Genomic DNA, 23,861 nt, shown 5'->3' with positions numbered 1-23,861 from the left:
GATGCCATGGCGGCCGTGAGGGAGGGCCACCCCCAGCGCCGCTTGATTGACCGGGCCCTGGTGTCACTGCTGGACATCTGCCGCCAGGAACAGGAGCCCGAGGCCTGGCGGATCGTCGAGGGCACCCTGGCGGACATCAGCGAAGCCCTGGCGGTGTTCCGTCCGCGCCGGGACGTGCGCAAGGTTTCCGTGTTCGGCTCGGCCCGAACCGAGGTGGATGATCCCAGTTACAAGCTGGCCCAGCAGCTGGCCGAAGCCGCCGTGGCCGCAGGCTTTGAAGTGATCACCGGCGCCGGCGGCGGCATCATGGAGGCGGCCAACCGGGGCGCGGGCTGTGAGCGCAGCATCGGCCTCAACGTGGATCTGCCCTTCGAGCAGCATCCCAATCCGATCGTGAGCAGCTGCGATGGCCGGCTGCTGCACTTCCGTTACTTCTTCACCCGCAAGCTGTTCTTCCTGCGCGAGAGCGATGCCCTGGTGGTGCTGCCCGGCGGCTTCGGCACCCTCGACGAACTGTTCGAGTCGCTCACCCTGATCCAGACCGGTCGCACCCCTCCGATCCCCCTGGTGCTGCTGGCTGCCCCGGACGACCCCTTCTGGCTCAGCTGGCAGGACCACAGCCTCACCGCCATGCAGGAACGGGGGCTGATCTCCCCGGAGGACACCTCCCTGCTGTTCCTCACCGACAGCGCCGAGGCCGCCATGGCCCAGATCGGCCGCTTCTACCGCCGCTTCCACGCCGCCGCCCTGCAGGGAGACCGGGTGGAGCTGCTGCTCAACGCCTCCCTCACGGCAGACCAGCTCCGCCAGTTGAACCTCGCCTACGACGACCTGGTGGACCAGGGCAGCATTCAGGCCGCCGAAAGCATCGACGAGCGCGGCTTCCTGCGCCCCTGTCTGCGCTTTCACTTCGACAGGCGGCGGATGGGGCGGCTGTACCAGCTGATCGATAGCCTCAATGGACTGGACCTCCCCGCGGACCTCCCGATGGAGCTGCCGGGCCAGGAGCCGCCATGACGCGCATCGGCCTGATCGACTACGGCATGGGCAACCTGCACTCGGTGCAGCGGGGCTTCGAGCGCCTGGGGGCTGTGGTGGTGCCGGTGCAGGCCGCCGAGCAGATGCAGGGCTGCGACGGGCTGGTGCTGCCGGGCGTGGGGGCGTTCGATCCGGCCATGGAACGGCTGGAGAGCAGCGGGCTCGCTGCCGCCACCCGCCACTGGTGCGGCGCAGGGCTCCCCCTGCTGGGCATCTGCCTGGGCCTGCAGCTGCTGTTCGAGACCAGCGACGAGGGCAGCGCCCGGGGCCTGGGGCTGATCCCCGGCCGGGTGCGGGCCCTGCCCCGCAAGCCGGGCCATCCGATCCCCCACATGGGCTGGGAGCCGCTGGTGCCGGGCCGGGCCAGTCCGCTCCTGCCCGCCGCATCCCCCGAGGCCTGGGTCTATTTCGTGCACTCCTACGCCGCGGATCCCCTGGACCCGGCCTGCACCACCGCCTGGGTGAGCGTGGCGGGAGAACTGGTGAGCGCGGCAGTGTGGCAGGGAGCGATCGCCGCCTGCCAGTTCCACCCCGAGAAGTCGGCGGCGGCGGGTGAGGCGATGCTGCGGCGCTGGCTGCACTGGCTGCAGCAGCCCCGTGGCGTGGAGCCGGCACCGTGAGCCTGCGCCTGAGCGGCGGCCGCAAGCTCGAGAGTCCTGCGGGCGCCAGGGCCCGGCCGACGCCGTCGCGGGTCAGGCAGGCCGTGCTCAATCACCTGGCCCCCGATCTGGCCGGCTGCCGCTGGCTGGACCTCTGCACCGGCAGCGGCGCCATGGCCTGCGAGGCCCTGCAGCGCGGCGCGCAGCTGGTGACGGCCGTGGAGCAGGACCGCCGCCTGGCCGGCCTGGCCCGGCGCAACCTGGAGCTGGTGCGGGGCGGCTTGCCGGCGGCTGGACCCGGCCCTGGCCAGACGCAGGTGCACTGCTGCGAGGTGCTCCGCTGGCTGCAGCGGGGCTGCCAGGGCCAGCCCTTCGACCTGATCTACGCCGATCCGCCCTACCGGGCCGGGCTCTACCCAGCCATCGCCGAGGCCATCGCTACGGGGGGCTGGCTCAACAGCGAGGGCAAGCTGCTGCTGGAATGCTCCAGCGACGATCCACCTGCCGTGCCGCTGGCATGGTCCGTGCTTCAGCTACGGCGCTACGGCTCCACCAGCGTGCTGATTCTGAGTCCCTGCAGCCTGTCAGGCGTCGAGGGCGCTGCCGCGGCGGTATTGGTTCCAGGCGGCCACGAACAGACCCAGCAGCGTCACGGGGACCAGGCCGAGCACGATGCCGCAGAGCAGGGGTTCGATCATGGGGACGCGGAACAGGCCTAAGTCCACAATCTTCCCATGGGCAGCGCCATTGTTGGGGAAGGCAATGGCAACGTTGATCCTGCCTCGCCACTCCCCTAGACCCGCTTTCCTGTCCTGCAGCCCCCACCCGCCTCGATGACCGGCCAGATCGCCCAACCCTCCATCCCCCGGGGCCTGGTGGCGGCCCTCGTGCTGGCGGCGGCGGCGGCCTGCGTGGTGGTGGCCCTGCTGGTGCTGCCGGCCTCCAGCCGGGACCCCTACACCCGCCAGACCCTGGAACTGCGGGGGTCGGTGGAGCACGGGGCCCAGCTGTTCAGGCTCAACTGCAGCGGCTGCCACGGCATTGCCGCCCAGGGCCTGGTGGGCCCGGACCTGCACGGCGTGTCCCAGCGCAAGAACCAGCGCCAGCTGATCCAACAGGTGGTGAGTGGCCGCACGCCGCCGATGCCGCGCTTCCAGCCCGAACCCCAGGCCATGGCGGATCTGCTGGCCTACCTGAACGGTCTGGTGTGACGCGGTCCCCCGAGGCGAGCGATCCCCGGCAAGGGGGCTCGCCGCTGGCGGTGGTGCTGGTGGAGCCGGCCGGCCCCCTCAACGTGGGCAGCGTGGCGCGCCTCTGCGCCAATTTCGATGTTCAGGAACTGCGGCTGGTGGCCCCCCGCTGCGATCCCCTCGGCGAGGAGGCCCGCCGCATGGCCGTGCACGGGGTGGCCCACCTGGAGCGGGCCCGGGTGTTCCCCCACCTGGCGGCAGCCCTGGCCGACTGCCACCGGGTGGTCGCCACCAGCGGCCGCGGCGAGGGGGAGCCCCTGCCGCTGCTGGGGGCGATTCCGGCCCTGACCTGGCTGGCCGATGGGCCGCCGGACAAGCTCGTGGCGCTGGTGTTCGGCCGGGAGGACCGGGGCCTGAGCAACGACGAACTGCTGCAGGCCGGCTGCCTGCTGCAACTGGACACCGCCACCCCCTACCGCTCCCTCAACCTCTCCCACGCGGTGGCCCTGGCCCTGCAGGCCTGGCGCGGTCTCGGGGACACCCCGGCGGCAAGCCAGGCCAGCCTGGAACCGTGCCGCCGCGGCGAGCTCGAGGATCTGCTCGGCGATGCCGAGTCCCTGCTCCTGGCCGTGGGCTTCCTCTACCCCCACACCGCCCGGGCCCGGATGGCCAAGCTGCGCGCCCTGCTGCAGCGCGCCACCCCCACCAGCGAGGACACCGCCCTGCTGCGGGGGATGGTCCGCCAGCTGCGCTGGGCCAGCCAACAGGGCGCCATCCCCCCGGCGGGCAAGGGCAAGACAGCCCCCTAGCGTCGGGGCCATCCGTTCCGAACTGCGTTGACTGCTGGCCGCCCCCCCCAGGCCCCCCGCGCGGGCTGGGGACAACCGCTGCGGCTGCTGCTGCGGCTCACCGTGATGGGGGTGGGTCTTGGAATTCTGGCGGGCACGGGCCTGAAACTGCTGGCCCCCTACGTGGCCAACGGCACCCTCCCCATCCCCACCGCCAGTGGGGGCTCAGCCCCTGGCGGTTCTGCCACCACGCCAGGCGCCCTCCCAGCGGCCGCACCCCCAGCCGGGAAAGCCCTCGAGCCGGGACGCTTCGTGCCGAAGCAGGAGCTCACTGCCCTCAGCAAGAGCTGGGCCCAGCTGGCGGCGGCCCAGAACGGTCTGCAGGCCAGCGGCTTTCTGCTGGTGCTGGACGATGGCCGCTTCGCCCAGCTGGCGGCGGATCAGCCCCTGCCGGCGGCCAGCTCGATCAAGACTCCGATCCTGCTGGCAGGCCTGGAGGACGTGGACAGCGGCAAGATCCGCTGGAACGAGCCCCTGCCCCTCACCAAGGAGCTGGTGGGCGGTGGCGCCGGCTGGATGGCCAGCAAGCCCGTCGGCACCCGCTTCCCGTTCTTCGAGGCGGCCACCGAGATGATCCGGGTGAGTGACAACAGCGCCACGAACCTGCTGATCCAACGGCTGGGGGGCAAGACCAGCCTCAACACCCGCTTTCAGGCTCTCGGACTGCCCGCCACAGTCGTGAACAACTGGCTGCCGGATCTCGATGGCACCAACACCACAAGTGCCCGGGATCTGGCCCGCTCGATCGCCCTGGTGGACACGGGCGAGAAACTGAGCCCCCGGGCCAGGGATCTGTTTCGCGAAATCATGGCCACCTCCCGCACCGACACCCTGATCCCCCTGGGCCTGCTCCAGGGCCTCGGCAAGGACGCTGCCGATCCCGACAGCGAACTGCTCAGCTTCGGCGTGACCGCCTACAACAAGACCGGCGACATCGGCATCGCCTACTCCGACGCCGCCCTGATCCACCTGCCCACCGGCCAGCGCGCCGTGGCCGCCTTCATGGTGAAGGGGCCGTTCAACGACCCCCGCTCCGCCGATCTGATCCGCTCCATGGCCGCTGAGGCCGCCAAAACCCTCGTGGGCCGCCGATGACGATGACCTCTCTGATCCGTTCCCTGCTCACCGTCAGCGGCGCCAGCGCCCTGCTCCTGGGGGCCGCAGCACCGGCCCCAGCTCCAGCCGCCCCAGCCCCAGCCGCTCCTGCGGCGGCGGAGCCCCCCCGGCCCCTGCTCAGGCCCCAGACCGTGGCGCCGCTGCCGGGCGGGCTCGATGCGGTGCTGGTGGTGAACGACAACAACCCCGAACTGATCACGGGGCCGGGCATCCTGATCTCCACCTTTGCGGCCAGCGGCCGTCCCGTGCCGGAGGCCCACCTGGATGTGCCCCTCAGCGGCCGCTTCGACCTGTTCAGTCACCACGTGTATGCCGGCAAGCCGGAGGCCCACGATTCCACCCTCTGGCTGGCGGTGGTGGCCGAGCCCCGGGGTGCGGCGCCTGTGACGCTCACCCTGCTGGGGGGGTCCACCGCCCTCTCCCAGTCACTCGATCCGGCCATGGCGGGAGCTCCTTTCCTGCCCCTGCCGCCGCTGCTGGCGGAAACCACCAGCCCGGCCTATGCCGGCCCCGGCAGCCGGGTGGCCACCGAGCTGCTGGCCCGCACCGTCAGCCCGGAGATTCCGCGCCAGTGGACCCTCCCCGCCGGCAGCCCCAGCACCCTGCTGGTGCTGCCCCTGCCCGTGCGCGGCCTCGATCCCCTGCTCAACGGCCGCAACCTGCAGCTGCGGCTGCAGAGCAGCGGCCCGGTGAGCCTGGCCACCCTGGCCGCCTTCGGCCCCAACGACGCCCCCCCGCCGGCGGACACCTGGGCCAAGCTGCTCGATGGCGGCCTCAGCCCCAAGGAACACACCCCCACCCCCCGGGGGGCGAAGGGCCGGATCATCTATTCCCGCGTCGCCGGGGTGCAGATCGGCAGCACCTGGCGCGGCACGATCACCGATCCGGGCCAGCGCTGGCTCAGCGCCTCCGCCGCGCCGATCTCCTGGCCGATCGCGTCGCTGGATCGGGGCAGCCTCGGCACCGACCAGATCCAGACCGCCGAGCTCAAGGCCTTCTACCCGGGCACCGCCTGGGCCGCCCACGGCAACTACGGCGTGGAATACGACATCACGCTGCCGCTGCGCAACACCAGCCCCGACCCGGTGACACTCCAACTGGCCCTGGAATCGCCGATCAAGGGCGACCAGGCCCAGGGGGGCCTGCGCTTCAACGTCACCCCCTCCAGGGCAGTGATGTTCCGCGGCCCGATCGAAGTGAGCGGGCTCGATGGCCCGGGGGGCCGGCCCAGCAGCCGCCGTCGTTTTCACCTGGTGCAGCGCGCCGGCGAGGAGGGGCCGGCCCTGGGCACGGTGAGCCTGGCTCCTGGAGCCCAGCGCAACCTGCGGGTGCGCCTGATCTACCCCGCCGATGCCACTCCGCCCCAGGTGCTCAGCCTGTTGCCTGTGAAACAATCCCCTCCGACCCCAGCCAGCAGCCAACCGTGACGCAAGCCCGCAAGCGCCGGGTCTTCCCCTTCACCGCGATCGTGGGCCAGGAGGAGATGAAGCTGGCCCTGCTGCTGAATGTGATCGACCCGCGCATCGGCGGCGTGATGATCATGGGCGACCGGGGCACGGGCAAGAGCACCACGATCCGGGCCCTGGCCGATCTGCTGCCCGGCATTCCCGTGGTGGAAGGCGATCCCTACAACAGCTCTCCGGAGGATCCCGACCTCCAGAGCGCCGAGGTGCGCCAGCGGGCCGAGGCCGGCGAGCAGCTGCCGGTGGAGCAGCGCCAGGTGCCGATGGTGGATCTGCCCCTGGGGGCCACCGAAGACCGGCTCTGCGGCACCATCGACATCGAGCGGGCCCTCAGCGAGGGGGTGCGGGCCTTTGAGCCCGGCCTGCTGGCCAAGGCCAACCGCGGCCTGCTCTACGTCGACGAGGTGAACCTGCTCGACGACCACCTGGTGGACGTGCTGCTGGATTCGGCGGCGTCGGGCTGGAACACGGTGGAGCGCGAGGGGGTGAGCGTGCGTCACCCGGCCCGCTTTGTGCTGATCGGCTCCGGCAACCCCGAGGAGGGCGAGCTGCGGCCCCAGCTGCTGGATCGCTTCGGCATGAGTGTGGAGGTGCGCACCGTGCGCGATCCGGAGCTGCGGGTGCAGGTGGTGGACCAGCGCACCGCCTTCGACCAGGACCCCGACGGCTTCAACGACGCCGTCCAGACCCGCCAGGACGCCCTTCAGGAACGGGTGGTGGAAGCCCAGAAACGTCTGTCCCAGGTGCGCATCGACGATGACCTGCGCATCCGCATCTCCGCCATCTGCGGCGATCTCAACGTGGATGGCCTGCGCGGCGACATCGTGACCAACCGGGCAGCCAGGGCCCTGGCCGCCTTTGAGGGGCGCACCGACGTGGACGACCACGACGTGGCCCGGGTGGTGGCCTGCTGCCTGCGCCACCGCCTGCGCAAGGACCCCCTGGAGCAGATCGACTCGGGCGATCGGGTGGTGAAGGTGTTCTGCAAGGTGTTCGAGCGGGCCGAGCCGAGCGACCGCAGTCAGTTCGAACTGGCCCTGGCGGCCTAGGCGGCCGCGGCTGTGCGCATCCTCGGCATCGACCCCGGGCTGGCGAGGGTGGGCTACGGCGTGATTGACGTGGAGGAGTCCGGCCCCGCGGGGGAGCCCAGGCAGCAGCTGCTGGACTGCGGCATCGTGCGCACGGCCCCGGGGCGCAGCGAAGGCGAGCGGATGGTGGAGATCGCCGGCGATCTGAGGCAGCTGCTGCGCACCTGGCGGCCGGATCTGGCCGTGGTGGAGAAGTTCTTCTTTTACCGCTCCAGCACCACGATCGCCGTGGTCCAGGCCCGGGGCGTGGTGATCATGACCCTGGCCCGTTTCCGGGTGCCGGTGGTGGAGCTGCCGCCGATGCAGATCAAGCTGGCCCTCACCGGCAATGGCCATGCCGACAAAGCGGAGGTGCTGGAGGCTGTCATGCGCGAGCTCTGCCTGGAGGCTCCGCCCCGGCCGGATGATGCCGCCGATGCCCTGGCCGCGGCGCTCACGGGCTGGTTCCAGCGCTGAGGCGGCCCGAGATGCAGCTGCCCCATGGAGCCGGCAAAGAAGTTCTCAGGCCCTGGTTCCGGGCCCACCGCCGCCAGTTGCTGCCCGGCTGCAGCGCGGGGTTGCAAGCACAGCTGGCTGCACTGCTGGTCCAGGCCGGCTCCTCCCCGCAGGAGGACGGAGCCGCTGTTCTGGGCGCGAGGCGTGGCCGGCTGGGCTTCTACTGGCCCCTGGCAGGGGAGGCGGACCTGCGCCCGCTGCTGTCGGCAACCCCCGCCTGGTGCCGGCACCTGGCCCTGCCGGCCATTGCCGACGGGCGCCTCGACTACCGGCCCTGGCAGCCGGGGGAACCCCTGGCCGCCGATGCCTGCGGCATCGAGGCCCCGCTGGAGCGGGCGGGCCGCCTGGAGCCCGAAGCCCTGGCGCTGCTGCTGGTGCCGGCCCTGGCCATCGACAGGCAGGGGGTGCGGCTGGGTTACGGCGGCGGCTGGTACGACCGGCTGCGCCACCAGGAGTCCTGGCGGCGGGTGCCTGCCCTGGCCGTGCTGCCCTCCGGCTGCCTCTGCGACCGCCTGCCCACCAATCCCTGGGATGTGCCCCTGGATGGCTGGCTCACGGAGCTGGGTGTGCACTGGCTGGGCGACAGGCCTCTGGACGGTCACGACAAACCTTGACAAAGCCTCGGCAGGCGGCGCACCTACGGGAGGGATTTGCGAGGATTCCGCCAACGGCAACACTGAGTTCTGTGAATCTGTCTGTGAAGCTGTCCGCCACCGCCCCTGCCACGGCCCCGAGTGCCGCCGATCGCGTGCTCGCCTCCGAGCTGGCCGGCCGGGGCGACACCAACGACGCTCTCTCGATGATGGTGAGCTCGATGGTGCGGATGGTGCAGGCGGGCCAGAGCCGTGACAGCCGCTGGCAGGATTCCTGAGCTCCTTGTTCCTCGCCTCTGGACCCCATGGCTGCAGTCTCTGAGCTTGTCGCCCGCTGGCGACCCACCGCCTCGCTGCGCTGCCTGGCTCCGGCCCTGGTCGCCGCCACGGCCCTGGCGCTTGGGGCTGCCGCCGGTGCCCCGCCGGCCCGGGCCCATGCCATTGAGAGCAGCCTCGATCGCGTCACCGCCCTCAACAACGACTTCCTGCTGGAGAGCCGTTTCGGCACCGGGGAACCGGCCGATGACGCCATCGTTCGGCTGATGCCCCCCGGTGGCGAGCCCATCGAAGTGGGCCGCACCGACGGTGAGGGGCGCCTGCGCTTCAGCCTGCCCAGCCAGGCCAGCCCCGACTGGGAGGTGCAGGTGGACCGGGGCCCTGGCCACCGCGACTACCTGGAACTGCCGGGATCCCAGACGCCGGCCCCCGGCCTTGAGCCCAGCGTCCCCAGCCGCCCGATCCGTCCCCTGGCCCTGCGGCCCTCCACGGGCTGGCTGCTGGGCATGAGCGCCATCGGTGGGGGCGCAGCCGCCATGCTGGCCCTGCGTCGCCGCCGCTGACTGAATGGCCGAGCCCACCCCCGGGGCCACGGGCAGCCCCGCCCTCGATCAGATCGTGGCGCGCCTGGCCGGCACCACCGACCCCAGGCGCCGCTACGAGTACGTGCTCTGGCTGGCCAAGAAGCTCGAGCCCCTGCCCGAGGCCTTCCGCACCGACGCCTTCAAGGTGAAGGGTTGCGTGTCCCAGGTGTACGTGGTGGGCACGCTCCAGGAGGGCCGCCTGCACTGGCAGGGCGACTCTGACGCGGCCATCACCAAGGGGCTGCTGGCGCTGCTGATCCAGGCCATGGAGGGGCTCACCCCCGAGCAGGCCGCCGCCATCGATCCCGGCTTCATCGCCGCCACCGGGCTGCAGACCAGCCTGACGCCGTCGCGGGCCAACGGCTTTCTGAACATCCTCAAGCTGATGCAGGCCCAGGCCGGAGCCCTGGGGGCCTGATTTCTAGGATCGCGGTTTCGCAGTGCACGGCATGACCATCGGCATCGGCTTGCTCGGTCTGGGCACGGTGGGAGCCGGTGTGGCCAGCATCCTCAGCACCCCTGAGGGCCGCCACCCCCTGGTGGCCGATCTGCAGCTCCGCCGCATCGCCGTGCGCGATCTGGAGCGGCCCCGGCCCCTCAGCCTGGCGCCAGGGCTGCTCACCACCACCCCGGAGGCCGTGGTCGACGACCCAGCCGTGGACATCGTGGTGGAGGTGATGGGCGGCCTGGAGCCGGCCCGCAGCCTGATCCTGCGGGCGATCGCCGCCGGCAAAGCAGTGGTCACCGCCAACAAGGCCGTGATCGCCCGGCATGGGGATGAGATCGCCGCCGCGGCCGCCGAGAAGGGGGTGTATGTGCTGATCGAGGCGGCCGTGGGCGGCGGCATCCCGATCATCGAACCGCTGAAACAATCCCTGGGCGGCAACCGCATCCAGCGGGTGAGCGGGATCATCAACGGCACCACCAACTACATCCTCAGCCGGATGGCGGCCGAGGGGGCCGCCTACGGCGAGGTGCTCGCCGATGCCCAGCGGCTCGGCTACGCCGAGGCCGATCCCGCCGCCGACGTGGAGGGTGGTGATGCCGCCGACAAGATCGCCATCCTCACGCGCCTGGCCTACGGGGGCACGGTGCCCCGCCAGGCCATTCCCACCGAGGGCATCGACCAGCTCGACGCCCGGGACGTGGACTACGCCGCCCGGCTCGGCTTCGTGGTGAAGCTGCTGGCCGTGGCCCAACGGGTGGGGAGTGAGCCGCCGGAGCCAGCCGACACCACCCCGGCGGGCCTGCAGCTCGATGTGCGCGTGCACCCCACCCTGGTACCCCAGGGCCATCCCCTGGCGGGCGTGAACGGAGTCAACAACGCCATCCTGGTGGAGGGCGACCCCGTGGGCCAGGTGATGTTCTACGGGCCCGGGGCCGGAGCTGGACCCACTTCCTCGGCCGTGGTGGCCGACATTCTCAATATCGCCGGCATCCGCCAGGCCACCGGCGGCGGATCGGGAACCCAGGGCGGCGGGCTGGATCCCCTGCTGGCGGCGGGCAACTGGCGCCAGTGCTCCCTCGTGGATGGCGCCCTCACCACCCACCGCAACTACGTGCGGCTGCGCACCAGCGACCAGGCGGGGGTGATCGGCCAGATCGGCAGCTGCTTCGGTCAGGCTGGCGTGTCGATCCAGTCGATCGTCCAGTACGCCGGCGAGGGTTCCGGTGCTGCGGGCGAGGCAAGCAGTGCCGAAATCGTGGTGATCACCCATGAAGTGCTGGAGGCCCGCTTCCGCCAGGCTCTCGATGCCATCGAGGCCCTGCCGGAGGTCCGCCAGGTGGCCGCCTGCCTGCGCACCCTCTAGCCCCCTGGCGGGGCAGGCGGCTGATCACGTCAATCAGACACGCCAATGGCCCGCCCCTGGCGTCCGGTGGGGTCAAGGCGCCAGAGTGCCCGCATCCGAAGGGACCCTGAACGGCACATCCCGCCCCAGCGGGCAGACCCCTCCTTGATCCGCGTCTCCGCACCCCAGCAGGCGTTGGTATCACCACGAACATTTCAGCCTGGACCCGTTTCGCAGCATGGGCCCAGTTCCATCTCTCCGACCCTGCGTTCCCAGTTCCAGAACCTGACGTCACCTCCCCTATGACGGCCATCTCCTGCCTCAAGCCCACCACCATTCCCCATCAGGGGGACTGCGTTCAGCTTGATTCCGATGAGCAGCTCTACCAAGTGATCGGCGTGGACGATCATCACGACCGCTGTTGGCTGCGGCGCTGGCCCCTGGCCCGCCACGGTTCGGAAGTGTTTGAAATTTCCCTGCAACAGGTGCACCCTGCCAGGCCCCACCGCTCTTGAATGAGCGCCGACCGCCGACGACCCGTGTGACCCCAATCCTCTGCAGCGGGGCCAGCGCTCCGCCGCTGCGCTGACGGTGTCGGCCCGACGCATCGGACCCTTGCCGCAACGGCTCATCAGCGGGCTGCTGATCACCTCGCTGGCCGTGGCCCTCGCGGGCTGTCTCCCGCGTCAGGGCAACGGTTCAGGGGTGGGCGCCGACCCCGAGGTGGTGCCCGGGCGCCTCGTGGTGGCCAGCAGGAACCGCGTTGACACCGTCGACCCAGCCGGAGCCTTCACCTTCGGCGCCATGCAGCTGCTGAGCGCCCTCGGTGATCCGCTCTATGCCGTCAGCGCCACGGGCGAGCTGGAGCCCAGGCTGGCCCTGGCGCGGCCGCAGCTGAGCGCCGATGGCCGCACTGCCACCATTGCCCTGCGCCGCGGTGTGCGCTTCCACGACGGCACCCCGTTCGATGCCGCGGCCATGGTGTTCAGCCTCGAGCGCTTCCTGGCCATCGGCAAGCTCAGCTACCTGCTCGGCGACCGGGTGAGCGGTGTGCGCGCCCTGGACTCCCACACCCTGGAGTTGCAGCTGCGCGAGCCCTTCGCCCCCCTGGCGGAGCTGCTCAGCGCCGTGGCCCTCACCCCGCTCTCCCCCACGGCCTACCGCCAGCACGGCGACAGCCTGCTCAACGACCGCTTCGTGGGCACCGGCCCCTACCGGCTCACCTTTTTCAGCAAGCAGCAGCAGCGGCTGGAGCCCTTCGAGGGCTACTGGGGTGAGCAGCCGGCCAACGACGGCCTTGACCTGGTTTCCCTCAGCAACTCCACCGCCCTGTTCGGTGCCCTGATCAGCGGCGAGGTGGACGTGCTGCTCTCCACCAGCCTGGAGATCGACCAGCAGGCCGCCCTGCGCAGCCGCGCCCGCCGCGGCGAGCTGCAGGAGAGCAGCGGCCCGGCGCTGGAGATCAGCTACCTCACCCTGCTCAGCGACCAGCCCCCCTTCGACGACCCCAGGCTGAGAGAGGCCCTGGCCCTCAGCCTGGATCGCACCACCATCAGTGAGCGGGTCACCCTGGGCCTGCGCGCTCCCCTGCGGGAGCTGGTGCCGCCCAGCCTGCCGGGCTCCGATCCCACCGCCTGGGTGAGCTACGACCCTGAGCGCGCCCGGGCGCTCTACCGCCAGGCGGGCTACTGCCAGGGCAAGCAGCTGCCCCTGCCGCTCACCTTCCGCTCCAACATCCCCAGCGACCGTCTCTTCGCCCTCACCTGGCAGGCCCAGCTGCAGCAGGATCTGGGCGACTGTGTGCGGCTGGAGGTGAGCGGCATGGAATCCACCACGGCCTACCGCCAACTCGGCGAGGGGGCCTTCACCCTGATCCTGCTCGACTGGATGGGCGACTTCCCCGACGCCGACAACTACCTGATCCCCCTGCTGGCCTGCAGCCAGGAGGAGGGGGAGCGCTGCCTCGAGGGCGCCAGCGCCGCCAGCGGCAGCTTCTGGGCGCAGCCAGGGCTGCAGCCCCTGCTGCGCCGCAGTGAGAGCAGCCAGGGCGAGGAGCGCCATGCCGTGCTGCAGCGGATTCAGCGGATCACGGCCGCCGCCAACCCCTATGTGCCCCTCTGGCTGGTGTCGCCCAAGGCCTGGGCCCAGCCCGGGGTGAGCCAGCCCCGCTTCGACGGCTCCGGGCGCCTGCTGCTCCAGGCCCTGGCGCCGGCGGGGGCTGGGCCCGTGGGGGCAGCCCGATGAGCCGCCGCCGCGCCCTGGTCCAGTACGTGGGGGCCCGGCTGGCCCTGGCCCCGGTGATGCTGTGGCTGATCGCCACCCTCGTGTTCCTGCTGCTGCGGCTGGCCCCCGGCGATCCGATCGACGCCCTGCTCGGCACCCGCGCCCCGGAGGCCGCCCGGGCCGCCCTGCGCAGCCGCCTCGGCCTCGACCAGCCCCTGCTGCACCAGTACGGCCACTTTCTGGGCGGTCTGCTGCGCGGCGATCTCGGCGATTCCCTCACCAACCAGGAGCCCGTGAGCGGCGTGATCGGTCAGACCCTGCCGGCCAGCCTGGAGCTGGGCAGCGTGGCCCTGCTGCTGGCCGCCGTGGTGGGGTTGGCGGTGGGCTTCTCCGGGATCGCCCGCCCCGAGGGCAAACTCGACCTGAGCGGCAGGCTCTACGGCATCGGCACCTATGCCCTGCCCCCCTTCTGGGCCGCCATGGTGCTGCAGCTGGTGTTTGCCGTGTGGCTGGGCTGGCTGCCGGTGGGTGGCCGCTTCCCCCCCACCCTGCTGCCCCCGGAGGGCAGCGGTTTCTATCTGTTCGACAGCCTGCGCAGCGGCCTGGCCAGCGGCCAGTGGCAGGCCCTGCAGGGCACCCTGCGGCACCTCACCCTGCCGGCCGGCACCCTGGCACTGCTGCTGAGCGGCATCTTCGCCAACGCCCTGCGCCTCAACCTGCGCCGCAGCCTCGGCAGCGACTATGTGGAGGCAGCCCGCAGCCGGGGCCTGGGAGAGGCGCGGGTGATCCTGCGCCATGCCCTGCCCAATGCCCTGTTGCCGGTGCTCACGATTACGGGCATCACCGTGGCCTCCCTGATCGGCGGTGCCCTGCTGATCGAGGTCACCTATTCGTGGCCCGGGATCGCCTACCGGCTGCAGGAGGCGATCAGCCAGCGCGACTACCCCCTGGTGCAGGGCATCGTGGTGGTGGTGGCGGCCCTGGTGGTGCTGATCACGGTCACGGTGGACGTGCTCGTCGCCCTGCTGGATCCCCGCATCCGCTTCTGAGCCCCTCAGCTCAGGGGCTGTTGATGGAGCGGCGCCAGCGTTCGGCCTGACCGGGATCGAGCACATAGCCCGTGATGCCGTTGTGTTCGCGCTGCTGGGGGGAAAGCAGGGAGGGATGTTGCGTGCTCTCCAGGAACTCGATCGTCAGGGCCAGCAGAAGCTCCTGCACCCGCTCGGGCTTCTCCCCCACCAACTGGTCGCCGAGACGGAACAGGGGCTCGTCCTGTCCTGCCAGCCGGACCGGTGAGAAATGGCTCCCCCCATCCACCACCACCAGGCGACTGCGGGGATCACCGGACCCGCTGAACAGGCCCAGCTGTTCGGTCACCGGCGGGGTGACCAGATCGAGGCTGCCACCCACCACCAGCACCGGCACGGCCAGGTCGGCCAGGCCGCGACTGGGCCACAGCAGACTGCCGAAGCCGTTGAAGGTGATCACCCCCCGCAGGGGGATGGCGTCCGGCAGTGACGACCCGCTCACTGGAAAGGAACTGCTGGCGCCATCGCCGGTGATGTCCGGGAGCTGGCACTGCAGGAGGCGCGAGAGATTCGTCACCGGCAGAGAGGAGAGGGCCTGCTGACAGCGCTGCCTCAGCCCCTGCTCAGGCACCAGGCCCGCGGCCATCAGGGCCGCCAGGCCCCCGAGGGAGTGGCCGATCAGCACCATGCCGTCCTCCCCTGAGGGCTGCGGACCCAGCGACGGCAGGCTGCCCTCGCGGCGTGCCGTCAGCACGGCCTGTAGATCCGCCAGCCGGTCGGGCAGGGACTCCGCGCCGGGTGGTGGGCCCTCCCCCCGCAGAGAGGCCTGCACCGCCTGCTCGTCACTGCCGGGATGTTCGATCACCAGCACCGGCCAGCCGCGCTCCGCCAGGGCCGCCGCCAGCCAGCTGAGCTGCTCGGTGTTGCCGCCCAGCCCGGGCATCAGCAGCAGCCAGGGGCCCCGCTTGGCCCGCCGGGCCGGCCAGAGCTCCAGGGGCAGGGGCTCGGAGCGGTGGGCCACTGTCAGCCGGATCTGCTGGGGGGCCCCGAGCTGCTGGCGGCCGATCAGCAGGCTGCGGGAGCTGCGCCTGGGCAACGGCAGCTGCCGTAGCCGCTGGATCGCCCGCTCCTGGCCCTGGAGCTGGCGCCGCCAGTCAGCGGCCAGGTCCAGCAGGCCATCGATGCGCAGATTCAGGCTCTCTGGAGGCAGGGCCTGCAGCAGGTCGAGGGTGGTGATCGTGCTCTGGCGCTCCAGCAACTGCTGCAGGGTCTCCAGCAGCAGCACGCCGGTGTTCTCGCCGGCGGCGGTGGTGATCAGACCCCCCACCTCGCGCAGCATCGGCTCCCCGGTCCAGCTGCTCAGCAGCTGGAGGCCGAAGCCGCGGTCCTGCAGCACGGGGGCCCGCAACAACCTGATCAGCCCCTGTCTCGACTCCGCATCGAGCAGGTTGAGCCAGAGGCCGAGGCTGCCGCTCTGACGGTCCGGCTGCAGGGTCCAGGCCGCCAGTTCATCGAGATCGATCGGCAGCTTCAGCCCATCCAGTTCCACCACCACCTCCCCTGAGGCAATCACGGGCTGGGGGGCGAGGGCAGACACCAGGGCGGGGGAGAGCACCAGCAGACTGGCCAGCAACCCCGGCAGGCAACGAGCAGGTGATCGCAGAGGCCGAGCGGGCAACGGAGGGGACGCCGCGGCGTCGGGGCTGGTGGTTCCAGTTTCCCGCGCCGCTGCGCGAAGTGGCCTGGGTGCGGCTGGTGGGATCGATCGGGGCCGGTGGCGTGCTCTATCTCACGCCGATGGTGTTTCATCAGCAGGCCTTCAGCGCCGCCAGCGTCACCCAGGGGGTCGCCCTGGCAGCCCTGGCCGGCACGGGAGGGCGTTTTCTGAGCGGTTGGCTGCTGGATCGCGGCCTCAACTGCTCAGTCCCCGTGCTGCTGGCGGCCCTCACCGCCCTGCTGGCCGATGGGCGCCTGCTGGGAGCCCTCGACCTGCCGGCCTACCTGCAGGGTCAGCTGTTGATGGGCGTGTCCATGGGGCTCTACTGGCCGGCGATTGAACTGGCGGTGCCCCTGAGCTGCCAGCAGGGGGCCCACACCATCCCGTCGGCCCGCGGCTATGCCCTGGTGCGCAGCGCCGACGCCGCCGGCATCGCCACCGGGGCGCTGCTGGGGGCCGGCCTGGCCGCAGCCGGCCAGTTGCGCTGGATCTACGGGGTGGACATGGTCTGCCTCGTCGCCATGGCGGTGCTGCTGGTGCTGCGGCCGCTGCCCAACCCGAAGCGGCGCCCCGCTGGCAGCGGCCTGGAGCTCGGCAGCGGCTGGTGGCGGCCGCTGCTGCCGGTGCTGGCCGTGGCCCTGCTGGCCACCGCCCTGCCGGCCCTGATGCAGAGCGCCCTGCCGCTGGACCTGGTGCGGGGCGGCCTGGCGCGTCAGGCGCTGCCAGAGAGCCTGGGGGCGCTGCTGATCGGCCTGAAGCTGGGCCTGCTGCTGCTGATCCAGTGGCCGGTGGGGCAGGCCCTGGCCCGGCGCCCGGTGCGGGTGGGGCTGGGGCTGAGCCTGGCCGCCTTCGCCCTGGGCACAGCCCTGCTGGGGGCCTCAGCCCTGAGCGGGGCTGGCCTGGTGCTGGTGGTGGTGGCCCAGATCCCCCTGGCCTTCGGCGAGGCGGCCTTTCTGCCGGTGGCCAGCGAGGCCGTGGTGGAGATCACCCCGCCCCAGCACAGGGGTCTGGCCATGGCCCTGTTCTCCCAGTGCTTCGCCCTCAGTGCCCTCACGGCTCCGCTGCTGGCGGGCCTGGCCCTGGACCGCCAGGGGCACGGTGTGGGGGTGTGGTTCACAGCAGCGGCCCTATGCCTGGCGGGACAGCTGCTGGTGCAGCGGATCAGGCCGCGGGCTCTGGAGGCTGCCTGAGGGCCCAGGCCTCATGGGGCAGCGGTTCCGTGCCGTACTCCCAGTCGTCGTAGTCGGGATCGTTGCGGATCTTGCGGTGCAGCTCCTTCTGGGCGTCGAAGTTATGGGGATGGTCGGCGGGGAGATCCGGAGTAGGGCCGGCAGGTTGGGCCTTCTCGGGGGCCGCCCCGCCCGGACGTGATGTCTGGCTCATGGTGTCCTCCGTTGGGGTCTTGATTCTGACCGATGCAAGGCCCTAGGCCCCCCGCCAGGGAGGCTGCCTGGCGGTGTGCATCAGCTCAGACATTGAACAGGAACTCCATCACGTCCCCCTCGACCACCACGTAGTCCTTGCCCTCACTGCGCAGCCAGCCCCGGGTGCGGGCCTCCGCCAGGGAGCCGGCCTCCAGCAGCTGGCCGCAGCCGATGGTCTGGGCGCGGATGAAACCCCGTTCGAAATCGGTGTGAATCACTCCGGCCGCCTGGGGAGCGGTCATGCCGGCAGTGATCGTCCAGGCGCGGGTCTCCTTCTCGCCGCTGGTGAAGTAGGTGCGCAGGCCCAGCAGGGAGTAGGTGGCGCGGATCAGGCTCTGCAGGCCCCCCTCGCTCACCCCGAGGCCCTCGAGGAATTCGGCGCGATCCTCCAGGGGCAGCTCGATCAGCTCGGCTTCCACCTGGGCGGAGATGCGCACGGTTTCGGCACGCTCCCGGGCGGCCAGGGCCACCACGGCCTCCGCATAGGCATTGCCGCCGGCGAGATCGTTCTCGCTCACATTGGTGGCGTAGATGATCGGCTTGGCACTGAGCAGACCGAGCGGTTTGACCAGGGCCAGCTCCTCGGGGCTCATGTCGAGGTTGCGGGCGGCCCCACCGGCCTCCAGCTCCGTCTGGATGCGCTCCAGCACGGCATCTTCCTGCTGGGCCTCCTTGCTGGTGCGCACCTGTTTCTTGAGGCGGTCCCGGCGCTTCTCCACCTGGCTGAGGTCGGCCAGGCCCAGCTCCAGATTGATCACCTCCGCATCCCGCTCAGGCCCCACCGAGCCCGACACGTGAATCACGTCGTCGTCCTCGAAGCAGCGCACCACGTGCACGATGGCGTCCACCTCGCGGATGTTGGCCAGGAACTTGTTCCCCAGCCCCTCCCCCTGGCTGGCCCCCGCCACCAGGCCGGCGATGTCCACGAACTCCACCCGCGTGGGCACGATCTCCTTGCTGCGGCTCAGCTGGGCCAGCTGATCGAGGCGGGGATCCGGCACCGACACCACGCCGCTGTTGGGCTCGATCGTGCAGAACGGATAATTGGCCGCCTCCGCCTGGGCGTTGGCCACCAGGGCGTTGAACAGGGTGGACTTGCCCACGTTGGGCAGCCCGACGATTCCGGCTTTGAGCATGGGGGAAATCTACGGGCCGCAGCCCGGCCCCCTCGGCCGCGAGACTGGGGGCAGATGCTGGCCAGGCCGATTCCGATCCTCACCCCCCGCCGGCCCAGGACTCCGGCCGACTCCAATCCCTCCACCGACGCTCCGGAACCCGCTCAGAACGGCGATTCAGGCTCCCCTGCCCCGGCATCCAGGTGGTGGCAACGGCGGCGCCTCTGGGCTGTGGCCGGCGTGGCCATCGTGCTCGTGCTGGCGGCAGGGGTGGTGTGGCAGCGCCAGCGCAACGCGGCGTCGGCCAACCTTGAGCCCTACACCGTGCTGGCCCAGTCCGGGGACCTGCCCGGCGTGGTGAGTGCCTCCGGGGAGCTGGAGGCCGTCAAGCGGGTGAACGTGAGCCCCAAACGGCAGGGCGTGCTCCAGGAGCTGTTCGTGGAGGAGGGCGACCAGGTGCAGGCCGGCCAGGCCCTGGCCCGCATGGACAGCGGCGATCTCGCCGACCGCCTCAATGAGCTCAGGGCCCAGCTGCAGTCGGCCCAGGCCCAGATGGTGCGCAGCCGCAGCGAGCTCGAGCGCAACGAAGAGCTGTTCAAGGAAAACGCCATCAGCCTCAGCGACTTCAACACCGTGCGCAGCACCTTCCTGGTGGATGAGGCTGCCGTGGAAGCTGCCCGTCAGCGCCTGGCGGCCCGCAAGGTGGAGCAGGCCGACCTGATCGTGCGGGCTCCCTTCGCCGGGGTGATCACCCAGCGCTTCGCCGATCCAGGCTCCTTCGTGACCCCCACCACCGCCGCCTCGGCCACGGCCGGCGCCACCAGCTCCTCGATCGTGGAGCTGGCCCAGGGGCTCGAGGTGGTGGCCAAGGTGCCCGAGAGCGACATCGGCCGCATCCGGCTCGCCCAGGAGGCCAGCGTGCGGGTGGATGCCTTCCCGGACCGCCGCTTCGAGGTGGTGGTGAAGCGGATCACCCCCCGGGCGGTGAAGCTGAACAACGTGACCTCCTTCGACGTGGTGCTGCGCTTCCTCGAGCCCCAGCCCGATCTGCGCATCGGCATGACCGCGGACGTGGACTTCAGAACAGGCAGGGTGCAGGCCGAGACCCTGGTACCCACCGTGGCGATCGTGACCGAGGACGGCCGCCCCGGCGTGCTGCTGGTGGACAAGGACCGCCAGCCCCTGTTCCAGCCGGTGGAGCTGGGCATCAGCGGCGGCAAGGACACCCAGATCCTCTCCGGCCTGGAAGCCGGCACCAGGGTGTTCATCGACCTGCCGCCCTGGTCGAACAAGAGGCGCTGAGGGCGCGGCCCGCGCCGGCTCAGGCGGCCTGGTCGGTCAGGAACTGCCGCGCCGCCGCCACGATCCGGCCGCTGGCCAGGCCGTCGCCAAAGGGGTTATGGGCCCGGGCCATCACCTCATAGGCCGCCGCATCACTGAGCAGGGCTGAGGCCTCGGCCAGGATGTCGCTGCTGGCGGTGCCGATCAGCTTGGCGGTGCCGGCCTGGATCGCCTCGGGCCGTTCGGTGGTGCGCCGCAGCACCAGCACCGGCTTGCCCAGGGCGGGCGCCTCCTCCTGCAGCCCGCCGGAATCGCTGAGCACCAGGGTGCAGCCCCGCATCGCCGCCACCAGCTCGTCGTAGTCAAGCGGTTCGGTGAGGAAGGCCCGCGGATGACTGCCGAGCAGCTCCTGCAGGGGCTCCCGCACCGTGGGGTTGCGGTGCAGCGGCAGCAGCAGGGCCGTGTCGGGGAAGCGCTCCAGCACCGCCAGGAAGCCTTCGCCGATCTCGCGCAGGCGTTCACCCCAGTTTTCGCGCCGGTGCACCGTGGCCAGAATCACCCGCTGCCGCTGCCAGTCGAGGCCTTCGAGCCCATAGGCCGGGGCCCGTTCGGCCATCTGCAGCAGGGCATCGATCACGGTGTTGCCGGTGGTGAGGATGCGGCCCACCACCCCCGAGGCCCGGCAGTTGGCGGCTGATTGCTCTGTGGGGGCGAAGTGGAGCTGGGCCAGCTGGGAAATCAGTCGCCGGTTGGCCTCCTCCGGGAAGGGATCAAAGATGTTGTCGGTGCGCAGGCCGGCCTCCACGTGCCCCACGGGGATCTGGGCGTAAAAGGCGGCCAGGGCCGAGGCGAAGGCGGTGGTGGTGTCGCCCTGCACCAGCACCAGATCGGGAGGATGTTCGGCGAACTCCCGCTTGAGGCCCTCGAGGGCGGCACAGGTGATGTGGGTGAGGGTCTGCTGCGGTGCCATCAGGGCCAGGTCGTGGTCGGCCGTGAGGGCGAACAGCTCCATCACCTGGCTCACCATTTCGCGGTGCTGGCCGGTGAGCACCACCCGGGTGCGGAAGTCGTGGGCCTGCTGGAACGCCAGGATCACAGGGGCCAGCTTGATCGCCTCAGGCCTGGTGCCCAGCACGATGCTCACGAGGGGCTTGGTCAAGGCGGGCCTGCGGACGGCGGGATCCTAGGAACCGGCTCGAAAGCTGACAGACGGCCCAAGCGCTGCGAGGCTTGGGGCGAGTCGGCCGGCCCGGCTCGATGGTCTGCTCGTCCTCGCTCTGGGGTGTCCCCCCCGCCTGCCTGCCATGTCGTGGTCTCCGTCGTCTTCGCCGGCCATCTCCCCAGGGGGTGAGACCCTCAGCTCGGGCCACCTGAACCCGCCGCCGGCCCCGCCGACCGCGGGAGCAGCCGGCTTGGCCGGCCCCGCCAGCGCGCCCTCCTGGCTGGCCAAAGACCTGGGGCCCATGCCCTCGAATCTGGAGGACCTGGTGCGACTGGCCCACGCCCGCAACTGCTCCGATGTGCATCTCGGCGTGGGTGAGCAGCCCCGCTACCGCTGCCAGGGCGACATCCTCTCAACGGGCTGGCCGCCAACGGATGAGGCCCTGTTCGCGGCCTGGCTGGCCGAACTGCTTCGCCCCGATGAGATCGAGGCCTTTCGAGCCGGCAAGGACTACGACGGCTCCCACTGCTTCGACTTCACCCGCCTGCGCATCAACCTGCTGACGGCCGAACGGGGCCCGGCCATGGTGCTGCGCCTGATCCCGCGCCTGATCCCCACCCTCCAAGAGCTCGCCATGCCGGCAGTGCTGCAGGAGCTCTGCGCCCGACCCAAGGGGATGGTGCTGGTGACGGGGCCGACAGGCTCCGGCAAATCCACCACCCTCGCAGCGATGGTGGACTGGATCAACAGCACCATGCCGCGTCACATCCTGACGATCGAGGATCCGGTGGAATTCGTGCATGAAAGCCGGTGCAGCCTGATCCGCCAGCGTGAAGTAGGGCAGCACACCAAGGACTTTCAACGCGCCTTGAGGGCCTCGATGCGCGAAGACCCAGACGTGATCATGATTGGCGAGATCCGCGACCGCGAGACCCTCACCACAGCGATCGAGGCCTCCCAGACGGGCCAGTTGGTGTTCGGCACGCTGCACACCAACTCTGCTGTCAAAACAGTGGAACGGGTTCTCGGGCTCTATCCCCCCACCGAGCAGGAGAGCGTCAGACGGGCCCTGTCTGAATCGCTGCTCGCTGTTGTATCCCAGGGCCTGATCAAAACCAAGGGCGGTCAACGCACCGCCTTCCTGGACATCCTGCTGAATACCGATGCCTGCAGGGATTACATCCAGCGCGGCGAACTCGATGCGATCGAGGAGATCATGGCGCGCAGCCGCTTCGACGGCATGCAGACCATCAACCAGTCGCTGCTGGATCTGGTGAATGCCGGCACGGTGGAGCCAACCGATGCCCTGGCCCAGAGCCTCAGGCCCAACGAACTGGCCCAGGCCTTCAGGGGCAGAACCTGATGCGGGCTCAGCCCATGGCCAGCCGTGCCAGCAGGAGCACCGTGAGGCCCACTGACAGGCCAAGCATCGCCAGACGACCGTTCCAGATTTCGGCCTGAGGGGTGAAGCCGCGCCGCCAGGCGTTCAGCTCGGTGGGGCTCACCGGCTCATGGCCGGGCTCGGTTTCAGCGATGGCCCCTGGCCCAACCGCAGCCTCTGGCCCAGCTGCAAGCTCGGCTGCGGCCCCACCCCCTGGTTCGCTGGCCATTTCAGCGTCTGCGGGGGCCATGGGTAACCGCCAATTCTCTCTTCAGGATAGGCCCGCTGGGCTGTCGGCCTTTCGATCCACACACGACAGAGCCTGCCGCCGTCAGCAACAGGCCTCAGAAACAGGCCACAGGTTCATAGAGCCTGTCCGCCTGCTCTAGCGGCCAGCGGGCGGCCACGCCGAGGTTGGCGCAGCTGGTCTGGCCCAGATCCAGGCGCTGACAGGCCGCCACCCCGATCATGGCGGCGTTGTCGGTGCAGAAGGGGAGGGGTGCCACCCGCCACTGCAGGCCATCGCGGCTGGCCCGCTCCTGCAGCAGGGCCCGCAGCCGCCGGTTGGCGGCCACGCCGCCCACCAGCACGAGGGTGCCGAGGCCCAGGTCGCGGGCACAGCGGCAGCTGCGCTCCACCAGCACCTCCGCCACCACCTGCTCAAAGCTGGCGGCCAGGTCGGCCAGCGGCAGCGGCTCTCCGCTCTGCTGCAGCGACCGCACCAGCCGCAACATCGCCGTCTTGAGCCCGCTGAAGCTGAAGTCGTAGGGGTGGTAGCCGCCCTCCGGCCTCGACACCCTGCCCTTGGGCAGGGCGAAGCGATGGGGATCGCCCGGGCCCGAGACGGCCTGTATGGCCGGTCCACCCGGATAGCCCAGCTCCAGCAGGCGGGCCACCTTGTCGAAGGCCTCGCCGGCCGCGTCGTCGTGGCTGCGCCCCAGCCGCCGGTAGAGGCCGGGGCCGCTCACCTGGATCAGCTCCGTGTGCCCGCCGCTGACCAGCAGCACCAGGTAGGGCCCTGGCGGCAGCGGATCGCCGAGCTGCACCGAGCAGAGATGACCCTCCAGGTGATGGATGCCCAGGAAGGGCCGGCCATGGAGCCGGGCCAGGGTGCGGCCGGTGAGCGAGGCCACCAGCAGGGCCCCCAGCAGTCCAGGGGTGGCAGTGGCGGCGATGGCATCCATGGCGGCGGGGCCGAGGCCGGCCTGGCGGCAGACGCGATCGATCAGGGCCGGCAGCGCCTCGACATGGCGTCGGGAGGCAATTTCGGGCACCACGCCACCCCAGCGGGCATGCTCCTCCACCTGGGAGGCCACGGCGCTGGCCAGCACCGTGCGATCGCGCACAATCGCAGCCGCTGACTCGTCACAACTTGTTTCGAGGGCCAGAACCGTTGGCATGGCACCCGGGGAGCTCCCCTACTGTCCGCGAGTGACATCCTGCCCTGCGG

26 protein-coding genes and 1 pseudogene are annotated in these 23,861 nt (G+C 70.9%); 20 read left to right on the top strand and 7 right to left on the bottom strand.

Annotated elements, in window-relative coordinates; genetic code table 11:
- The first annotated feature begins 6 nt into the window (after positions 1-6).
- From ACWJIO_RS06905 to ACWJIO_RS06895, 3 genes and pseudogenes are all read left to right on the top strand, one after another.
- The gene (locus ACWJIO_RS06905) at positions 7-1,017 is read left to right on the top strand and encodes an LOG family protein (protein ID WP_480312308.1); all 1,011 of its coding nucleotides are present in this window, start codon (positions 7-9) and stop codon (positions 1,015-1,017) included.
- Positions 1,014-1,658: an imidazole glycerol phosphate synthase subunit HisH gene (hisH, locus tag ACWJIO_RS06900; RefSeq protein WP_480312307.1), complete on the top strand. Its 645-nt coding sequence runs from the start codon at positions 1,014-1,016 to the stop codon at positions 1,656-1,658. Before ACWJIO_RS06905 ends, hisH begins: the two co-directional genes overlap by 4 nt.
- A pseudogene (locus tag ACWJIO_RS06895) lies at positions 1,655-2,143 on the top strand (RsmD family RNA methyltransferase); the annotation flags it as partial. The gene hisH and the pseudogene ACWJIO_RS06895, both read left to right, overlap by 4 nt.
- Before the next feature lie 78 nt (positions 2,144-2,221).
- Here ACWJIO_RS06895 and petG read toward each other — a convergent pair.
- Positions 2,222-2,335: a cytochrome b6-f complex subunit V gene (petG, locus tag ACWJIO_RS06890; protein ID WP_186700639.1), complete on the bottom strand. Its 114-nt coding sequence runs from the start codon at positions 2,333-2,335 to the stop codon at positions 2,222-2,224.
- Between the two features lie 135 nt (positions 2,336-2,470).
- Here petG and ACWJIO_RS06885 point away from each other — a divergent pair, with 135 nt between their 5' ends.
- The 14 genes from ACWJIO_RS06885 to ACWJIO_RS06820 all read left to right on the top strand — a co-directional run bounded on the left by ACWJIO_RS06885 (position 2,471) and on the right by ACWJIO_RS06820 (position 14,352).
- On the top strand, positions 2,471-2,848 hold the full coding sequence (locus tag ACWJIO_RS06885; RefSeq protein ID WP_480312306.1) for a c-type cytochrome: 378 nt from the start codon (positions 2,471-2,473) through the stop codon (positions 2,846-2,848).
- A complete protein-coding gene (locus tag ACWJIO_RS06880; protein WP_480312305.1) occupies positions 2,845-3,636 on the top strand; it encodes an RNA methyltransferase in 792 nt (263 codons plus the stop codon). Before ACWJIO_RS06885 ends, ACWJIO_RS06880 begins: the two co-directional genes overlap by 4 nt.
- Before the next feature lie 27 nt (positions 3,637-3,663).
- A complete protein-coding gene (locus ACWJIO_RS06875) occupies positions 3,664-4,770 on the top strand; it encodes a serine hydrolase (protein WP_480312304.1) in 1,107 nt (368 codons plus the stop codon).
- Between the two features lie 2 nt (positions 4,771-4,772).
- Entirely contained in the window at positions 4,773-6,218 is a 1,446-nt protein-coding gene (locus tag ACWJIO_RS06870) for a DUF3370 domain-containing protein (protein WP_480312426.1), read from the top strand.
- Complete coding sequence (gene bchI, locus ACWJIO_RS06865; protein ID WP_480312303.1) at positions 6,215-7,303, top strand: magnesium chelatase ATPase subunit I; 1,089 nt, start codon at positions 6,215-6,217, stop codon at positions 7,301-7,303. The genes ACWJIO_RS06870 and bchI overlap by 4 nt, the downstream gene beginning before the upstream one ends.
- Positions 7,304-7,315: 12 nt before the next feature.
- Positions 7,316-7,798 (top strand): crossover junction endodeoxyribonuclease RuvC, encoded by a 483-nt coding sequence (gene ruvC / locus ACWJIO_RS06860; RefSeq protein WP_480312302.1) that lies wholly within the window; start codon positions 7,316-7,318, stop codon positions 7,796-7,798.
- 11 nt (positions 7,799-7,809) lie between these two features.
- Positions 7,810-8,451 (top strand): 5-formyltetrahydrofolate cyclo-ligase, encoded by a 642-nt coding sequence (locus ACWJIO_RS06855; RefSeq protein ID WP_480312301.1) that lies wholly within the window; start codon positions 7,810-7,812, stop codon positions 8,449-8,451.
- Positions 8,452-8,522: 71 nt separating this feature from the next.
- Complete coding sequence (locus ACWJIO_RS06850) at positions 8,523-8,708, top strand: hypothetical protein (RefSeq protein WP_480312300.1); 186 nt, start codon at positions 8,523-8,525, stop codon at positions 8,706-8,708.
- Positions 8,709-8,735: 27 nt separating this feature from the next.
- Positions 8,736-9,269, top strand: coding sequence for a hypothetical protein (locus ACWJIO_RS06845; protein ID WP_480312299.1), 534 nt, complete (start codon positions 8,736-8,738; stop codon positions 9,267-9,269).
- Positions 9,270-9,273: 4 nt separating this feature from the next.
- On the top strand, positions 9,274-9,708 hold the full coding sequence (locus ACWJIO_RS06840) for a SufE family protein (protein WP_480312298.1): 435 nt from the start codon (positions 9,274-9,276) through the stop codon (positions 9,706-9,708).
- Positions 9,709-9,739: 31 nt separating this feature from the next.
- Positions 9,740-11,101 (top strand): homoserine dehydrogenase, encoded by a 1,362-nt coding sequence (locus ACWJIO_RS06835; RefSeq protein WP_480312297.1) that lies wholly within the window; start codon positions 9,740-9,742, stop codon positions 11,099-11,101.
- Between the two features lie 281 nt (positions 11,102-11,382).
- Positions 11,383-11,595: a hypothetical protein gene (locus ACWJIO_RS06830; protein WP_480312296.1), complete on the top strand. Its 213-nt coding sequence runs from the start codon at positions 11,383-11,385 to the stop codon at positions 11,593-11,595.
- 100 nt (positions 11,596-11,695) lie between these two features.
- Positions 11,696-13,324, top strand: coding sequence for an ABC transporter substrate-binding protein (locus ACWJIO_RS06825; RefSeq protein WP_480312294.1), 1,629 nt, complete (start codon positions 11,696-11,698; stop codon positions 13,322-13,324).
- Complete coding sequence (locus tag ACWJIO_RS06820; protein ID WP_480312292.1) at positions 13,321-14,352, top strand: ABC transporter permease; 1,032 nt, start codon at positions 13,321-13,323, stop codon at positions 14,350-14,352. The genes ACWJIO_RS06825 and ACWJIO_RS06820 overlap by 4 nt, the downstream gene beginning before the upstream one ends.
- 10 nt (positions 14,353-14,362) lie before the next feature.
- Here ACWJIO_RS06820 and ACWJIO_RS06815 read toward each other — a convergent pair whose 3' ends face one another.
- Complete coding sequence (locus ACWJIO_RS06815) at positions 14,363-15,964, bottom strand: alpha/beta fold hydrolase (RefSeq protein ID WP_480312289.1); 1,602 nt, start codon at positions 15,962-15,964, stop codon at positions 14,363-14,365.
- Positions 15,965-15,984: 20 nt separating this feature from the next.
- On the opposite strand from ACWJIO_RS06815, the gene ACWJIO_RS06810 reads away from it, so the two are divergent.
- Complete coding sequence (locus ACWJIO_RS06810; protein ID WP_480312287.1) at positions 15,985-17,238, top strand: MFS transporter; 1,254 nt, start codon at positions 15,985-15,987, stop codon at positions 17,236-17,238.
- On the opposite strand, the gene ACWJIO_RS06805 is transcribed toward ACWJIO_RS06810, so the two are convergent.
- Both ACWJIO_RS06805 and ychF read right to left on the bottom strand, forming a co-directional pair.
- On the bottom strand, positions 17,210-17,431 hold the full coding sequence (locus ACWJIO_RS06805) for a hypothetical protein (protein ID WP_480312286.1): 222 nt from the start codon (positions 17,429-17,431) through the stop codon (positions 17,210-17,212). The two genes, ACWJIO_RS06810 and ACWJIO_RS06805, sit on opposite strands and share 29 nt — an antisense overlap.
- An 85-nt stretch (positions 17,432-17,516) precedes the next feature.
- Complete coding sequence (ychF, locus tag ACWJIO_RS06800) at positions 17,517-18,608, bottom strand: redox-regulated ATPase YchF (protein WP_480312285.1); 1,092 nt, start codon at positions 18,606-18,608, stop codon at positions 17,517-17,519.
- Positions 18,609-18,662: 54 nt separating this feature from the next.
- On the opposite strand from ychF, the gene ACWJIO_RS06795 reads away from it, so the two are divergent.
- Positions 18,663-19,889 (top strand): efflux RND transporter periplasmic adaptor subunit, encoded by a 1,227-nt coding sequence (locus ACWJIO_RS06795; RefSeq protein ID WP_480312283.1) that lies wholly within the window; start codon positions 18,663-18,665, stop codon positions 19,887-19,889.
- 19 nt (positions 19,890-19,908) lie between these two features.
- On the opposite strand, the gene wecB is transcribed toward ACWJIO_RS06795, so the two are convergent.
- Positions 19,909-21,027 carry a non-hydrolyzing UDP-N-acetylglucosamine 2-epimerase gene (wecB, locus tag ACWJIO_RS06790; RefSeq protein ID WP_480312281.1) on the bottom strand — a complete coding sequence of 373 codons (1,119 nt, stop codon included), beginning with the start codon at positions 21,025-21,027 and terminating at the stop codon, positions 19,909-19,911.
- Positions 21,028-21,331: 304 nt separating this feature from the next.
- Between wecB and ACWJIO_RS06785 the strand changes: the two genes are divergently transcribed.
- Positions 21,332-22,393, top strand: coding sequence for a type IV pilus twitching motility protein PilT (locus ACWJIO_RS06785; protein ID WP_480312279.1), 1,062 nt, complete (start codon positions 21,332-21,334; stop codon positions 22,391-22,393).
- Positions 22,394-22,400: 7 nt separating this feature from the next.
- Here the strand turns inward: ACWJIO_RS06785 and ACWJIO_RS06780 are convergent, their stop codons facing one another.
- Both ACWJIO_RS06780 and tsaD read right to left on the bottom strand, forming a co-directional pair.
- On the bottom strand, positions 22,401-22,565 hold the full coding sequence (locus tag ACWJIO_RS06780) for a high light inducible protein (protein ID WP_480312425.1): 165 nt from the start codon (positions 22,563-22,565) through the stop codon (positions 22,401-22,403).
- 190 nt (positions 22,566-22,755) lie between these two features.
- Entirely contained in the window at positions 22,756-23,811 is a 1,056-nt protein-coding gene (gene tsaD, locus ACWJIO_RS06775) for a tRNA (adenosine(37)-N6)-threonylcarbamoyltransferase complex transferase subunit TsaD (protein WP_480312278.1), read from the bottom strand.
- Positions 23,812-23,861: the final 50 nt, after the last annotated feature.

The sequence above is a fragment of the Paraciimarium castrense LEGE 11436 genome (assembly GCF_056633055.1).
This window is presented reverse-complemented; position numbering and strand designations above follow the sequence as displayed.